This window comes from Nesterenkonia sp. PF2B19 (genome assembly GCF_001758425.2).
Lineage (GTDB): Bacteria > Actinomycetota > Actinomycetes > Actinomycetales > Micrococcaceae > Nesterenkonia > Nesterenkonia aethiopica.
Genome location: NZ_MDSS02000077.1, coordinates 1 through 15,010 on the forward strand (window position 1 = coordinate 1; position 15,010 = coordinate 15,010).

A 15,010-nucleotide genomic window follows, 5' to 3' on the forward strand; every position below is an offset into this window, starting at 1 on the left:
CTTGGGCCGCGCCGGCGCGCTGCCAGAGCCGGAGCCCGTACGGGTGGCGGTGATGGTGCCGCTGTCCTCGGCGGCGGTGCTCTGGGCACGGGGACGCGGCGCCGGGAAGCGGCCGGTCTGCCCTGCCGAGGAGGAGCCGGACCGGCCCTCAGGGGTGTTCGCGCTCACTGATGACCTCCATCGCTGTCAGAGTCCAACGCTACTCCATCCTGCTGGGCGGAAGCCTGCACCGCCTCGACGTCAGCTTCAGACGTCTCTGTCGTGCCAGACTCAGCGGAGCTGGGACCCTCCTCCTCGGCGGCCTGGTCCTCGCCCGTGGCCGCCAGTGCGGCACCCGAACTGCGAGCCACCTTGATGATCCGGTCCTTGCCCCGGGGCTTGGCGAAGATCACACCCATGGTGTCCCGACCCTTCGACGGGACACCCTCCACAGCGGAGCGGACCACGTTCCCGGACTCCATGACCACGAGGACCTCATCGTCGTCCTCCACGACCATGGCTCCCACGAGATCCCCACGGTCCTCTACGAGCTTGCCGACCTTGATCCCCAGACCGCCGCGACCCTGCACCCGGTACTCGTCCACATGTGAACGCTTCGCGTAGCCGGCCTCCGTGACGACGAAGACATAGGAGTCCTCGGTGACGACGTCCGCGGTGAGGAGCTCGTCGTCCTCCCGGAATTTCATGCCCGTCACACCCGAGGTGGCACGGCCCATCGGGCGCAGCGCGTCATCCGCGGCGGTGAAGCGCAGCGACTGGCCACGCCGGGAGACGAGCATGAGATCGTCCTCGGCCGAGACGAGCTTCGCAGAGACCAGTTCGTCGTCGTCGCGCAGGTTGATCGCGATGACACCCGCCTGCCGCGGAGAGTCGTAATCCGTCAGCGGGGTCTTCTTCACCAGGCCGTTGCGGGTGGCGAGCACCAGATAGGGCGCGTCCTCGTAGGACTTCAGCGGCAGGACCCCGGCGATCGTCTCATCCGGCTGGAAGGCGACGATGTTGGCCACATGCTGACCCTTCGAATCCCGCCCGGCCTCCATGAGGTCGTAGCACTTGGTCCGATAGACCCGCCCCAGATTCGTGAAGAACAGGATCCAGTGGTGCGTGGTGGTGACGAAGAAATGCTCGACGACGTCGTCTGCTCGGAGCTGTGCACCGCGCACTCCCTTGCCGCCCCGGTTCTGTGCGCGGTAATTGTCGATGCGGGTGCGCTTGACGTAACCGTCGCGCGTGATGGAGACGACCACGTCCTCCTCCGGGATCAGGTCCTCCATCGACATGTCGCCGTCATAGCCACGCACGATGTGGGTGCGTCGATCATCGCCGTGCTTCTCGACGATGCCGTCCAGCTCTTCGCCGATGATCTCGCGCTGACGCACCTCCGAGGCCAGGATCGCCTGGAACTCGGCGATCTGGCGCATCAGTTCGTCGTACTCCTCCTGGAGCCGCTGACGTTCCAGGGCGGCCAGCTTGCGCAGCTGCATGTCCAGGATCGCCTGAGCCTGCTCATCATCGATGTCCAGCAGAGCCTTCAGGTTCTGGCGGGCCACCTCGACGGTGGAGGACTCGCGGATCGTCGAGATGACGCGGTCCAGGTCGTCCAGCGCCTTGAGCAGACCCACCTTGATGTGCGCCTCCCGTTCGGCCTTGGCCAGACGGAACTGGGTGCGGCGCACGATGACGTCGATCTGGTGGGTCACCCAGTGGTGCACGAAGGCGTCCAGGCTCAGGGTGCGGGGCACGCCGTCCACCAGGGCGAGCATGTTCGCCGAGAAGTTCTCCTGCAGCTGGGTATGCTTGTAGAGGTTGTTCAGCACCACCTTCGCGACGGCGTCACGCTTGAGCACGATCACCAGTCGCTGACCGGTGCGGCCGGAGGACTCGTCCCGCAGGTCGGCGATGCCGCTGACCTTGCCGTCCTTGACCAGCTGGGCGATCTTGATCGCGAGGTTGTCCGGGTTGGCATGGTAGGGCAGCTCGGTGACCACCAGGCACGTCCGGCCTTGGATCTCCTCGACGTTGACCACCGCACGCATCGTAATCGAGCCGCGGCCGGTCCGATACGTGTCCTCGATGCCTCGCGTGCCCAGGATCTGTGCCCCGGTGGGGAAGTCCGGGCCCTTGATCCGCTGCAGGAGAGCCTCCAACAGCTCCTCTCGGGACGCCTGGGGGTTCTGCAGGTACCACTTGACGCCGTCGGCGACCTCCCGCAGGTTGTGCGGAGGGATGTTGGTGGCCATGCCGACGGCAATGCCAGACGATCCGTTGACCAGCAGGTTCGGGAAGCGCGAGGGCAGGACCACCGGTTCCTGCTGCTTGCCGTCGTAGTTGTCCTGGAAGTCGACGGTGTTCTCGTTGATGTCCCGGACCATCTCCATGGCCAGCTGGGCCATCTTGGTCTCGGTGTATCGCGGAGCGGCGGGGCCGTCATTGCCCGGGTTGCCGAAGTTCCCCTGACCGGAGGCCAGCGGGTAACGCATCACCCAGTCCTGGATCAGGCGCGCCAGGGCGTCGTAGATGGCCGAGTCGCCGTGCGGGTGGTAGTTGCCCATCACGTCGCCGACCACACGGGCGCACTTGTTGAAGGAGCGCTCCGGTCGGTAGCCGCCGTCGTACATCGCGTAGAGGACCCGACGGTGCACCGGCTTCAGGCCGTCGCGGACGTCCGGCAGCGCGCGGCCGACGATCACGGCCATCGCGTAGTCCAGGTACGACCGCTTCATCTCCGTCTGCAGATCCACGGGGCGGATCCGGTCGGTCAGCACGGCCCCCTCGACGCCCTCCTCGGGCTGCGGCTGCTCAGGGTTCTCGGTGGTGTCGCTCACGTGTGGTGCTCTCCCTTGGGAAGGTGACGATCAGACGATCAGATGTCGAGGAAGCGGACGTCCTTGGCGTTCTGCTGGATGAAGCCGCGGCGGGACTCCACGTCCTCTCCCATGAGGATCGAGAAGATCTCGTCAGCGGCGGCGGCGTCCTCCATGGACACCTGCAGCAGCGTGCGGTTCTGCGGGTCCATCGTGGTGTCCCACAGCTCCCCGTAGTCCATCTCGCCCAGACCCTTGTACCGCTGGATGCCCAGCTCCTTGGGCAGCTTGCGCCCCGCGGCCAAGCCCTCCTGCAGGGCGTGATCACGCTCCGCGTCGGTGAACACATAGTCATGCGGAGCATTGGACCACTTCAGCCGGTACAGCGGCGGCTGCGCCAGGAACACATGGCCGTGCTCGATCAGAGGCCGCATGTAGCGGAACAGCAGGGTCAGCATGAGGGTGGTGATGTGCTGGCCGTCGACGTCGGCGTCGGCCATCAGCACGATCTTGTGGTACCGCAGCTTCGCGATGTCGAAGTCCTCGCCGATGCCGGTGCCGAAGGCGGTGATCATCGACTGGATCTCCTGGTTGCCCAGAGCCTTGTCCAGGCGGGCCCGCTCCACGTTGAGGATCTTGCCGCGCAGCGGCAGGATCGCCTGCGTCTCCGGGTCCCGGCCCCGCTTGGCCGACCCACCCGCGGAGTCGCCCTCCACCAGGTAGATCTCGCAGCGCGAGGGATCCTTCGACGAGCAGTCGGACAGCTTGCCCGGCATGCCGAGGGTCTCCAACGGAGACTTCCGGCGGGCGTTCTCCCGGGCCTTACGAGCGGCCATGCGCGCCTGTGCCGCGGACTGCGCCTTGCGCACGATGTCCCGGGCCGGGCCGGGATTCCGCTCCAGCCAGTCCCCCAGGTGCTCGTTGACCACCTTGTGGACGAACGCGCGTGCCTCCGTGTTGCCGAGCTTGGTCTTGGTCTGCCCTTCGAACTGCGGCTCCGAGAGCTTCACGGAGATCACCGCCGTCAGACCCTCGCGGATGTCCTCGCCGGTGAGGTTGTCATCCTTCTCGCGCAGGATCTGCTTCTCCCGCGCATAGCGGTTGATCAAGCTCGTCATCGCCGCGCGGAAGCCCTCTTCGTGGGTGCCCCCCTCGTGGGTGTTGATCGTGTTCGCATAGGTGTGGACCGACTCCGAGTACGTCATGGTCCACTGCATCGCCAGCTCCGCGGTGATGCCGCGGGCGTCGTCGTCGGCCTCGAAGGCGATGACGTCCTCGTGGACGTTCTCCGCCTTCTTCGCCGAGTTCAGGTGGTTCACATAGTCCAGCAGGCCATGGTCGTACTGGTAGACGACGACGCGGCCCGCCTGGGTCTCGGCCACCGCCTCGGCGCCCTCCCCGGGCTCCGCCGGAGTGGCCTCGGCACCCTCGGACGATGAGCCTTCCCCCTCGACGATCTCATCGACGACGACCTGATTCGCCGCGATATGACGCTCGTCGGAAAGCGTGATGCGCAGTCCCTTGTTCAGGAACGCCATCTGCTGGAAGCGCGCGCGCAGCGTCTCGAAGTCGAACTCAGTGCTTTCGAAGATCTCCGGGTCCGGGTAGAAGACCTGCGTGGTGCCGGTCTCCTCCGTGGGGGCGCCCTGGGAGAGCTCCTTGGACGGTTTGCCGCCGTCGGCGAAGGAGATCGACCACTCGTGGCCCTGCCGCCGCACGGTGGTGTCCACACGGGTCGACAACGCGTTGACCACCGAGATGCCCACGCCGTGCAACCCCCCGGAGACCGCATAGCCGCCCCCGCCGAACTTTCCTCCGGCATGCAGAACCGTCATGACGACCTCTACCGTGGGACGTCCCTCGGTGGGGTGCATGTCCACCGGGATGCCGCGGCCGTCATCGGTGACGCGCACTCCGCCGTCGTCCTGGAGCGTGACCTCGATGTGGGTGCAGTAGCCGGCCAGGGCCTCGTCCACCGAGTTGTCCACCACCTCGTAGACCAGGTGGTGCAGGCCACGTTCACCGGTGGAGCCGATGTACATCCCGGGACGTTTCCGTACGGCCTCGAGGCCCTCCAGGACGGTGATGTCCGAGGCCCCGTACTCGGCCGGGCTGGACGGCGATCCTGCGGATCCGCCGGGCGGTGCAGGGGCCGGCTGCTCTGGCTGCTCGGCGTCGGACGGGAGGGAGTTGTCTTCCGAGGTCACGGGCTCTGCCGTCTCCTTTATCACCAGGGGTGCGACCGCGCGGAGCGGCCGGGTCATGACATGGACTGACCCGAGAACCTCTCGTACTCGGGTCAGGCCCTCATTCTACCGCTTCGTGGCCCGAAATCCCGATTTCCCTGCGGTGGACACCGCAGAATCTTTGCCCAGAAGGCCGCAGAGGCCCACTGGGACGCTCTGGCGGGGCCGTCGATGAGGCCCCATTCCACCCTTAGGCCCTCGACGCGGCAGGAGCGCGTCTGCGAGCTCGCAGCATCCGATCACCCGTAGGTGTCCCGCGGACCGGGCCCACGGACCGACCAGCGACCCTTCTTCCAGCTCGGCGCCTGCGGGCCCCGGATGCGCAGACCCGTGACGATTCCGCGGCCCAGCTCCCGGGTGAACATGTCCATCAGCTGCGGCTGCATGAGCTTCAGGTTCGTGGCCCAGGCGGTGGAGTCGCAGGCGACGTCGACCACCCCGTCCTCGAACCTCTCCGGCCGGCAGTGCGCAGCGACCTGCGGCCCCACCAGCTGGTCCCATCGGGCGATGACCGAGCCCACGGCTACCGGGGAGGACCATCCCCGGGTGCTGATGAGTCCGTCCACCACCGACCCCAGCAGGCTCGGGTCACGGCGGCTGGCGCCGGGGCCTGTTCCGGCACTGCGTCCGGACATCTGAGCACCTGGGGCCCGCGGATTGCCCGCCAACGAGCTGCCTCGCGGCATGCCCCGCATCCGATGCTCACCGCGCGCCTCAGCCGCCCGGCGCATGCGGGCCAGGATGAGGGATGCCGCGTCCTCGATCTCATGGGCCGGGACCCCGTCCGGGCTGGGCTCCAGCTCGGGGGAGTCGCCGGGATCGGCCTCTGAGCCGCTCATCCGTCGAGCTCCCGGTCAGGATGCTCCGGGGTGTCCGAGGCATCCGGGGCGTCCGAACCGCTCGGAACAGCGGGGGTGTTCAGTTCGCTGACCTGGCTGATCTGGTCCACCGACTCGACCCGCAGGCCGTGCTGGAGCAGGCTCTCGGGGACGTCGTCGTCGACGGCGGCGGTGACGATGAGCTGCTCCGCCTCCCCCACCAGTTCTGCGAGGCGACGACGTCGGCGAGCGTCGAGCTCTGCGAAGACGTCGTCGAGGATCAGCAGCGGGCGTGCCCCGTCGGCAGGGTCGTCGTCGACCATCGTCCGGTAGGCCGCCAGGCGCAGAGACAAGGCGAACGACCAGGTCTCTCCGTGCGAGGCGAATCCCTTCACGGGGACGTCGTCCAGGGTGAAGGCGATGTCATCCCGGTGCGGTCCCACCAGCGTCTGCGCTCGGTCCCGCTCCTCCTTGCGGGCACCTTCGAGACCGTCGCGCAACAGATCCGCGAGCTGCGCCCGGTCAGCCGTCTCGAGCGGCGAGATCTCGGAGCCCGCCTCCGGTGCGACCAGCGACGACTCATAGCGCAGCCGTGCCGTCCGCACACTGCCCGAGAGCTGGCGGTAGGCCTCCGCCACATGGGGTCGCAGAGCCGCCAGGACCTCCAACCGGGCACGCATCAGCCGAGATCCCGCGTCAGCGAGCTGATGGTCCCACACCGCGAGAGTGGACTCGTGGGTGGGGGTGAACCCTTCATGGCGGATCGACTTCAGCAGCGCGTTGCGCTGCCGCAGGACTTTCTCATAGTCCAGCCGCACCCGGCCGAGCGCAGGACGCAGCTGCACCGCGAGGTCATCGAAGAACCGACGACGCACTGCGGGGGCTCCCTTGATCAGCTCCAGATCCTCCGGGGCGAAGAGCACCGTGCGCAGGATGCCGAGGACCTCGGTGGCCCTGACCGGCGCACCGCGATTGATCCGCGCTCGGTTGCTGCGGCCGGGATTGATCTCGACCTCAAGCATTGCTTCCTGGGAGCCCCGATGCGCCTGCGCCCGGATGACCGCCTGTGTGCAGCCGTGGCGCACCAGCGGGACATCCTGGGAGACGCGATGGGAGCCCAGGGTGGAGAGATACCCGATCGCCTCGGCGATGTTCGTCTTGCCCACGCCGTTGTACCCCAGCAGGACGTTCGGGCCCGGGTGGAGCGTCAGCTCGACGTCGGCGTAGCTGCGGTAGTCCTTCAGGTTCAGGGTGGAGAGCCGCATCGGCGCTCGTGGGCTACTGGTTGATCAGCCGGACCGGCATCAACAGATAGCGGAAGTCGGTGGAGTTTTCGCCGTCCGGAGTCTCCTGACCCGTGATCATGGCAGGTTTCGGCGCAGAGACGAAGGAGAAGCGCAGGTACTCGGTGTCGATGACGTTGAGACCCTCGTTGAGGTAGCTGGGGTTGAACCCCACGGTGATCGGTTCCCCGGTCAGCTCCGCAGAGATGACCTCGGAGGCGGCTGCCGCGTCGTCGGCACCAGCGTCCAGGACGACCTGACCCTCCTCGGTGAACTGCAGCCGCACGTGGGAGTTCCGCTCGGCGACCAGGGACACGCGCCGGGCCGCCTCGATCAGCTCCGCAGTCCGGACCACGGCATGGATCGGAGTCTCCTCGGGGAACAGCTGGCGGATCTTCGGGTAGTCACCGTCCACCAGGACGCTCGTGGAGCGTCGGCCTCCCGAGCTGAAGCCGACCAGGTCGGTGTCCTGGCTCAACGAGATCGACAGTTCGCCTGAGCCTGCCAGCGACTTCGCGACATCGTTGAGGGTCTTGCCCTTGATGAGCGCGGAGGTGGAGATGTCCGGCTGGGTGGGGGCCCAGGTGATCTCCCGCATGGCCAGCCGGTACCGGTCCGTGGCCAGGAACGTCATCCTGTCACCTTCGAACTCGACCTTGACCCCGGTGAGGATCGGCAGCGTGTCGTCTTTCGAGGCCGCAGTGCTGACCTGGGAGACGGCACGGGCGAATGCCGCGCCGTCGACGGTTCCGGAGAGCTCCGGGAGACCAGGGAGCTCCGGGTACTCGTCGACAGGCATGGTCGCGAGGGTGAATCGGGAGGACCGACAGGTCACCACAGCCTTCGAGTCCTGGAGCTCCACGGTGACCGGAGCGTCCGGGAGAGCCTTGACGATGTCATTGAGCAGACGTCCGGAGACCAGAACGGTGCCCTGCTGCTCGACCTCGGCCTCGATGTGCAGCTGAGCGGAGATCTCGTGATCGAAGCTCGAGATCGTCACGGTCTGGTCCTCAGCTGTGATCAGCAGACCCGAGAGCACAGGGGCCGGAGGCCTGGGGGAGAGGGAACGAGCCGTCCAGGAGACCGCCTCGGTGAGGACGTCGCGCTCCGCAGTGAACTTCACTGATCTCCGCCTTTCGGTGCTGCCGGTCGGGACCAGCCGTCGGGAGCTCGGACCGCTGGATCGACGCATTGAGCGTCTGTGGAGCAGTTGTCAAGCATCACGGCTGCTGTGTCGAGTGTCGAGCTTACCTGCTGGCCCGGGCTTGATGCCACCGCATCCACCACGATATGTGCCGAGTCAAGGCCGCTTCGGCCCCATATCTTGTGCACCGCGTGTCGCCGGCGGCGCTGTCGTCGTCACCGTGGGCCGACCCGCCCTGTGATGTTCTCTCTTTTCTCTCTGGTGGAGTGGAGCAGTGTTAACAACTGGTGTGGATTCTGTGGATAACTGCCTCGATCGGCGAATGCGCCGGGATCTCGGTGTGCACAGTTAAGTGAAGTCTCTCCGCTTGTGCTGTGGGCGTGCGGTGGATTCTCGCAGCGGTCGGATTCGCGATCTCCGCAGGACAGGGCGATTCATCCCCAGGGTGGCGTCAGTTCTTCACTGCTCTCTCCACTGGGTTATCCACAGGTGTGGGAACGGCAGTGGACAAACTCCACCGATACCTGTGGATATGTGAGAAAAACTGTGGATGACGAGATTCGCCGCAGCCGCGGATCGCGCTCATCCTGCGGAACTACATCCATGTGAGCTGTGCACGACGACATTCTCCACAGCAGTGGACCATGGACTTGACAGCAGGTCGATGGAGACCTGCGCGACATGCGCCCTGGAGGGTCCGGGGAAGGGCGGCAGCGTCAGCGCTGCTGCTTGATCTTGTTCGTCAGCTCGGTGACCTGGTTGAACACGGCCCTCCGCTCGGCCATCAGCTCGCGGATCTTCCGCTCCGCATAGATGACGGTGGTGTGGTCGCGGCCGCCCAGCGCCTGGCCGATCTTGGGCAGGGACATCTCCGTGAGCTCACGGAGCAGGTACATGGCGATCTGTCGGGCCGTGACCAGGGTCCGGTTCCGCGACTTCGACATCAGGTCGTCCACGGTGAAGCTGTAGTACTCGGCAGTGGCGTTGATGATCTGCTCCGCCGTGATCTCCTGGACATGGTCGTCCGAGATCAGATCCCGCATCACCTGCTCCGCCAGGGGGAGGTCAACCGGCTGCTTGTTCAGCGAGGCGTAGGCGGTCACGCGGATCAGTGCGCCCTCCAGCTCGCGGATGTTCGTGGAGATCTTCGAGGCGATGTACTCCAGGACGTCGTCCGGGCAGGAGAAGTTCTCGGCCGTGGCCTTCTTCCGCAGGATCGCGATGCGGGTCTCCAGATCGGGCGGCTGGATGTCGGTGATCAGCCCCCACTCGAAACGGGAGCGCAGCCGCTCCTCGAACCCGGAGAGCTGCTTGGGCGGCAGATCCGAGGTGATCACGACCTGCTTGTTGTTGTTGTAGAGCGTGTTGAACGTGTGGAAGAACTCCTCCACCGTCCGTTCCTTGTCCGCCAGGAACTGGATGTCGTCGAGCAGCAGCACGTCCACATTGCGGTAGAGATGCTTGAAGCTGGCGCCTTCGTCGTCGCGGATCGAGTTGATGAAGTCATTGGTGAACTCCTCCGAGTTCACGTATCGGACTCGGATCCCGCTGTAGAGCCGCTGGGCGTAGTGACCGATCGCGTGCAGCAGGTGAGTCTTGCCCAGACCGGAGTCGCCATAGATGAACAGCGGGTTGTAGGCCTTCGCCGGCGCCTCGGCCACCGCGTTGGCCGCGGCGTGGGCGAAGCGGTTGGAGGACCCGATCACGAAGGTGTCGAAGGTGTAGCGCGGGTTCAGCCGGGAAGTCTCGAAGCTCTCGCTGGGTCGCGGGTCCGACGGCGTCGGCGGGATGGTCCCGTTGCCGGCCAGGCCCGACGGCGGCACGGGCATCTGGGGAGCATGTCCTCGCGTCGGAGCGGGAGGATCCTGCCGCAGCTGGGTCCGCGGATCGGCGAAGGACTCGCCGGGCGCGGGGTAGACGTCGTCGACGGCCGTGGACGAGGCCGAGGCGGCCGAGACTGCTGACTCGCCGCGTCCCGAGAGGGGGACGCCGGGGCCCGGCCGCTCCCCGGAGGGCGCCTCGGAGGACTCGGCCTTCTGACGTGCGGCCAGGCCGGGGTCGATGACGTAGGCGCACAGGATGTCCCTGCCGAACACGGCACGCAGCGCTTCGGAGAGCTGCTGCTGGAGCGTGGACTGCATGAGCTCGCGCACCCGCTCGTGCGGAACGGCCAGCAGCAGGGTGTCCCCGATCAGCTGGTCACCCTGGGGGACGGCCCGGCCGACGTCGGTCAGCTTGAGTCCGGTGATGCCGTGGTTCTCGCGGAGTTCCGTGAGCACCTGCTGCCATTTGACCGGCACGTTGACTTCCGAGTCGGCAGACACGCTGCTCCCCTCCTGCGACGACGATGAATGCTGTGGGCCGCGGCGTGGCCGCCGTCCCTGTGCTTGTCGACTGTATCGCGCGCACCTGTGGATTTCTGCCTCCGTGGTGTGCAGAGAATGTGCAGTCGATGTGCACACCGCCGCTGGCACGGACCGTGCAGGACCCGGCCCGGCGGTGCGTCGAGTCTACTGCCCTGGACGCTGAGCCGTCAGTCGGAAGGGTGGGGAGATCCCCGTGATCATGCGGGCGGTGGGGCCACGTGATGGGTGACGGATGATGCGGGGAGACATGTCCCCGCACAGCCTCCGGGGGCCGCTCCTCCGCGCAGGGGACGAGCAGCCCCCGGTCCTGTGGAATGGGCTGTGGAAATGTGGAGAACGGTCAGCGGCTCATACTCGGTTGACCTCGCGTCGACGCCACCCGAGCAGGCCGAGCACCAGGCCGGCCACGCCGAGGGTGCTGAGCCAGAGGACCGGGGCCAGGGTGATGTCCTCCACCGGGTGCTGAGCCAAGTGACCGAACACGTTCAGGTTCAGCACCGCGTCCGGCAGGTCCAGCATCGGACCGAAGTTCGTGGCGATGCCGGAGAAGGCGATGATCACCCAGCCCACGGTGCCCGCGATCCGCGGCACCCAGCCGAACAGGGCGACGACGATGCCCACCACGGCCAGCACCGCGGGGAACTGATGCAGCCCGGCCAGCAGCAGGCTCCCTGTGTGCTCCAGGTCGCCGAGCGAGGCGCCCGCCCCCACAGCAGTCCCCAGACCCACCAGCAGGGTCAGGGCCATCAGCCCGCCGAGGAGGACCGCCAGATGCGCCCCCAGCCACGTGGTGCGGCTCATGGGCAGCGAGAGGGCGAACTCGGCGCGGCCGTGGACCTCCTCGCTGCGCAGGACCTGCAGGCCGCTCACTCCTGCGGCGGCCACGAAGATGGCCAGGAACAGCGACATGTAGGCCAGGTAGCCCAACATGAGGTCGTCCCCCGTCATGATCATCGCGACCTCTTCAGGGAGCCCGTCTGCGGCGTCGACCATCGATTCGGCATAGCTGCCGAACATCAGGGCGGCCAGGACCAGGGCGATGGCCCAGCCACGGAGCATCCCGCGCAGAACCCGCAGGGCCATGCCGACCGGGGTGCCCAACGACGGCCGGGCGGTGGCCCGTCCGAGCCGAGGGGGCACCAGGCTGGCGCCCACGTCACGCCGGGTGCTGAGCCAGAAGCCCAGGGCGACCATCCCGGCCGCCGCGACCAGCGGCAGCAGCAGCGGCCACCAGCGGTCCTCCACGTAGGGGGCTGTCTGCTGGGACCACGCCAGCGGGGAGAACCAGGACAGCGCGCTGCCGCCCTGCTCCACCATGTCACCGCCCATGCGGATCAGATAGGCCAGGCCCAGGAGTCCCCCGGCCATGGCTGAGGCTCCCCGTGAGGACTGGCTCAGCTGGGCGGCCACCGCGGCGGCTCCCATGAAGAAGAGGCCCACGGAGAAGCCCCCTGCGGCGACCAGGGCAGTTCCCGCCGCGTCATAGCCGGCGACTGGACCGGAGGCCACCCAGACGAGGACGGCCGCGGCGGCGTTGGCCCCGCCGGTGAGCAGCAGGGCGGCGGTCAGCGTCGCATGCCGACCCACCACATTGGCCCGCACCAGTTCGGCCCGACCCGTCTGCTCCTCCGTCCGGGTGTGGCGGACCAGCAGGAAGACGCTCATCAGGGCGAAGAGGATGTACAGGAAGAGCACGTACCCGGCGGCGTAGAACCGCTCGAAGGACGGCTCGTCCATGCCGAAGGCGGGACCGGTCATCATGCGGCCGACGGGGTCGCTGAAGAGCACCGCCATCTGCGCGAGCTCCTCGACGCCGTCGGCGATGACCTGGATGGCGTTGGAGAAGTACAGGGCCATCAGGCCGATGCCCAGCACCCAGATGCTGAGCCGAATGCGATCCCGGCGCAGCATGAAGCGCAGCAGCGACCCGGTGCGGACCAACGGTGCGACATCGGTCGGAGCTGGGGAGACGGAGGTGTGCGGCAGGGTGCCGCTCGTGGTCTCAGGCATGGCGTGTCACCCCTTCTGCGCGCCCTCGGCCACACTGCGGTGGCCGAGGTCCTCGCCGTAGTGACGCATCAGCAGCTGCTCGAGCGTCGGCGGATGGGCCACCAGCGACCGGACCCCGAGCGGTGCGAGCTGGTGCATGAGGTCTTCGACGCGTTCGCCGTCGACCTCGAAGATGATCCGCTCCCCTTCGGTGCGGAAGTCATGGACTCCTGACATCCCGGCGATCTCCCCGGCGGGCCGGGCCGTCTCCACCTCGATGGTGGTGCGGGTCATGTGTCGCAGCTCAGAGAGCGTGCCGGATTCGACCACCTGGCCGGCGCGGATGATCGAGATTCGGTCCGAGAGGGCCTCCACCTGAGCCAGGATATGGCTGGAGAGCAGGACGGACCGACCGTTCTGTGTGGCCTCCTTGATGGTCTGCTGGAAGACGACCTCCATCAGAGGGTCGAGACCGGCCGTCGGCTCGTCGAGCAGCAGCAGGTCGACATCGGAGGCCAGGGCGGAGATGAGTGCGACCTTCTGACGGTTGCCCTTCGAGTAGGTACGGGTCTTCTTCCGGGGGTCCAACGCGAAGCGCTCGATGAGCTCGTCCCGGCGGGCGGTGGAGTACGGACCTCGCAGCCGGAGGAACATGTCGATCACTTCACCACCGGTCAGGTTGGGCCACAGCTCGACGTCGCCGGGCACATAGGCCAGCCGTCGGTGAAGGGCGACGGCGTGGCGCCACGGGTCCCGCCCGAACATCTCGACGGTGCCGGAGTCGGCGCGCAGCAGACCGAGCAGCACGCGCATGGTGGTGGACTTCCCGGCCCCGTTGGGGCCGAGGAAGCCATGGACCTCGCCGGTGGCGATGGTCAGATCGAGCTCGTCGAGGGCGCGCACGGCGCCGAAGCGCTTGACGAGCTTCTCGGTGCGGATGACCGGAGGGTTCTCACTCATCACGCCTGGTCCTTTCGTGGGGCCCGCGGGTGGCGGGCGGAGTGTGACTCCCGGACCTGGCGACGACGGCGTCCTGTGGTGGGGAGCCGGCCGGGTCAGGGCTGGTGGTCGATGTCGGAGGGAGTGTGGTCGACGGGGGTGTCGTCGACTGGGGTGTCGTCGGCGGTCGGCTCGGGTTGGGTCTCGCGGAGCTGCCGGGCGAGCTCCCCGTACACCTCGGCGTTGAGCACCGGGCGGGTGTAGAGCTCCAGGACCGCGGACATGTAGGGAGCCAGATCCTCGGGAGAGTCCTCCAGCGGACTGGCGCCCAGCAGGCGCTTCATCTGCTTGTGCAACATCAGGCGCCGAAAGACTGCAGGAGCATCACCACGGCTCGGTTCCTTGGATTCGCACTGGGGTGGATCAGGCCGATCCGTTCGGCTTCCGCGGTGTACTCCAGTGAGTCCTCCACCAGACGGTCCATGAGGGCGTCGATCTCGTCGCCGCCGGCCAGGAAGGCCTGCAGCAGGTAGTGGATGATCGGGCCCGAGGCCTGGATGGCCTCCATCACGTAGTTCCGCGGAAGGGCGGGCCGAGACCGGGCGATCGATTCGCTCTTGAACTGGTAGAAGAGCTCCGCGACCCGTTCGTCGCACGCCTTGCGCAGACCGGCCTTGGAACCGAAGTGGTGGATGACCAGGGGCGCGGAGACGTCGGCCCGCTGGGCGATCGCCTTCAGGCTGGTCCCGGAGAAGCCATGCTCGCCGAACAGCTCGATGGCCGCGTCCAGGATGCGATCGGCGCCGGAAGACTCCGCAGCTTCTGTGTCCTGTGCGGGCGGGGAGGTGTTGCCGGTGCCGGTGACGTTGTGACTGGCGGCGGCGGTCCGGGGGTCGAGCCCGTCGCGCTCTGAGTCCGTGCTCGGGGTGACCATGAGGACCTCCTCGGGAGCGGGGCGACGCATGCTGAGGAACGAACGCGGTGCGCCGGGCGGATCATCGACTGAACGTACGTTCAGCCCTGCTGGAACGACGCTAACTTAACGTTCATTCAGTGCACAAGAGCCCGGCGCCAGAAAATGCTGTGACGTCCCTGCCGAAGGTCTTGGATCCGTATGGTGGGGCCTCTCCACGACTGTGGACGACGTGTGGAGAACGCCGAGGTTCTGCACAGGTTTATGCACAGCAGTGGATAAGTGGTGTAGGGTGCGCCCTCCGCAGATGCGAGGCCGTCCGCTTGTCGGCAGGGCCCGACCGTGGTGCCTCATTGTCAAGTCCCCGGGAAATGATCCCTCGTGCCTCATGTAGATATCCCCGCGTAGCTTCAGCTGGCTCGGCGCTTCTGGTCGAGCTTGATCCATTCGGCCTCTGGCATCGCTGCAGCCCTGGCTTCTTCGATCTCGCACTGCAGTCGGCGGGTCG

At 67.1% G+C, this 15,010-nt stretch carries 10 protein-coding genes; all 10 read right to left on the minus strand.

Annotation, left to right across the window (positions count from 1 at the left end):
- Positions 1–164: 164 nt before the first annotated feature.
- Entirely contained in the window at positions 165–2,825 is a 2,661-nt protein-coding gene (gene gyrA, locus BCY76_RS15815; protein WP_070162324.1) for a DNA gyrase subunit A, read from the minus strand.
- Between the two features lie 38 nt (positions 2,826–2,863).
- Positions 2,864–5,068 carry a DNA topoisomerase (ATP-hydrolyzing) subunit B gene (gene gyrB / locus BCY76_RS15820; protein WP_083277775.1) on the minus strand — a complete coding sequence of 735 codons (2,205 nt, stop codon included), beginning with the start codon at positions 5,066–5,068 and terminating at the stop codon, positions 2,864–2,866.
- Between the two features lie 221 nt (positions 5,069–5,289).
- Positions 5,290–5,889, minus strand: coding sequence for a DUF721 domain-containing protein (locus tag BCY76_RS15825; RefSeq protein ID WP_070162328.1), 600 nt, complete (start codon positions 5,887–5,889; stop codon positions 5,290–5,292).
- Positions 5,886–7,133 carry a DNA replication/repair protein RecF gene (recF, locus tag BCY76_RS15830; RefSeq protein ID WP_085437904.1) on the minus strand — a complete coding sequence of 416 codons (1,248 nt, stop codon included), beginning with the start codon at positions 7,131–7,133 and terminating at the stop codon, positions 5,886–5,888. Before recF ends, BCY76_RS15825 begins: the two co-directional genes overlap by 4 nt.
- A 13-nt stretch (positions 7,134–7,146) precedes the next feature.
- Positions 7,147–8,274 carry a DNA polymerase III subunit beta gene (gene dnaN / locus BCY76_RS15835; protein WP_070162332.1) on the minus strand — a complete coding sequence of 376 codons (1,128 nt, stop codon included), beginning with the start codon at positions 8,272–8,274 and terminating at the stop codon, positions 7,147–7,149.
- 737 nt (positions 8,275–9,011) lie between these two features.
- The gene (dnaA, locus tag BCY76_RS15840) at positions 9,012–10,619 is read right to left on the minus strand and encodes a chromosomal replication initiator protein DnaA (RefSeq protein WP_070162334.1); all 1,608 of its coding nucleotides are present in this window, start codon (positions 10,617–10,619) and stop codon (positions 9,012–9,014) included.
- Positions 10,620–11,009: 390 nt separating this feature from the next.
- Positions 11,010–12,671 (minus strand): ABC transporter permease, encoded by a 1,662-nt coding sequence (locus BCY76_RS15845; protein ID WP_070162336.1) that lies wholly within the window; start codon positions 12,669–12,671, stop codon positions 11,010–11,012.
- Between the two features lie 6 nt (positions 12,672–12,677).
- Positions 12,678–13,610: an ABC transporter ATP-binding protein gene (locus BCY76_RS15850; protein ID WP_070162338.1), complete on the minus strand. Its 933-nt coding sequence runs from the start codon at positions 13,608–13,610 to the stop codon at positions 12,678–12,680.
- A 95-nt stretch (positions 13,611–13,705) separates the two neighbouring features.
- Positions 13,706–13,948 carry a hypothetical protein gene (locus tag BCY76_RS15855; RefSeq protein ID WP_070162340.1) on the minus strand — a complete coding sequence of 81 codons (243 nt, stop codon included), beginning with the start codon at positions 13,946–13,948 and terminating at the stop codon, positions 13,706–13,708.
- Positions 13,948–14,523, minus strand: a complete 576-nt coding sequence (locus BCY76_RS15860) for a TetR/AcrR family transcriptional regulator (RefSeq protein ID WP_070162342.1) — start codon at positions 14,521–14,523, stop codon at positions 13,948–13,950. Before BCY76_RS15860 ends, BCY76_RS15855 begins: the two co-directional genes overlap by 1 nt.
- Positions 14,524–15,010 lie beyond the last annotated feature (487 nt).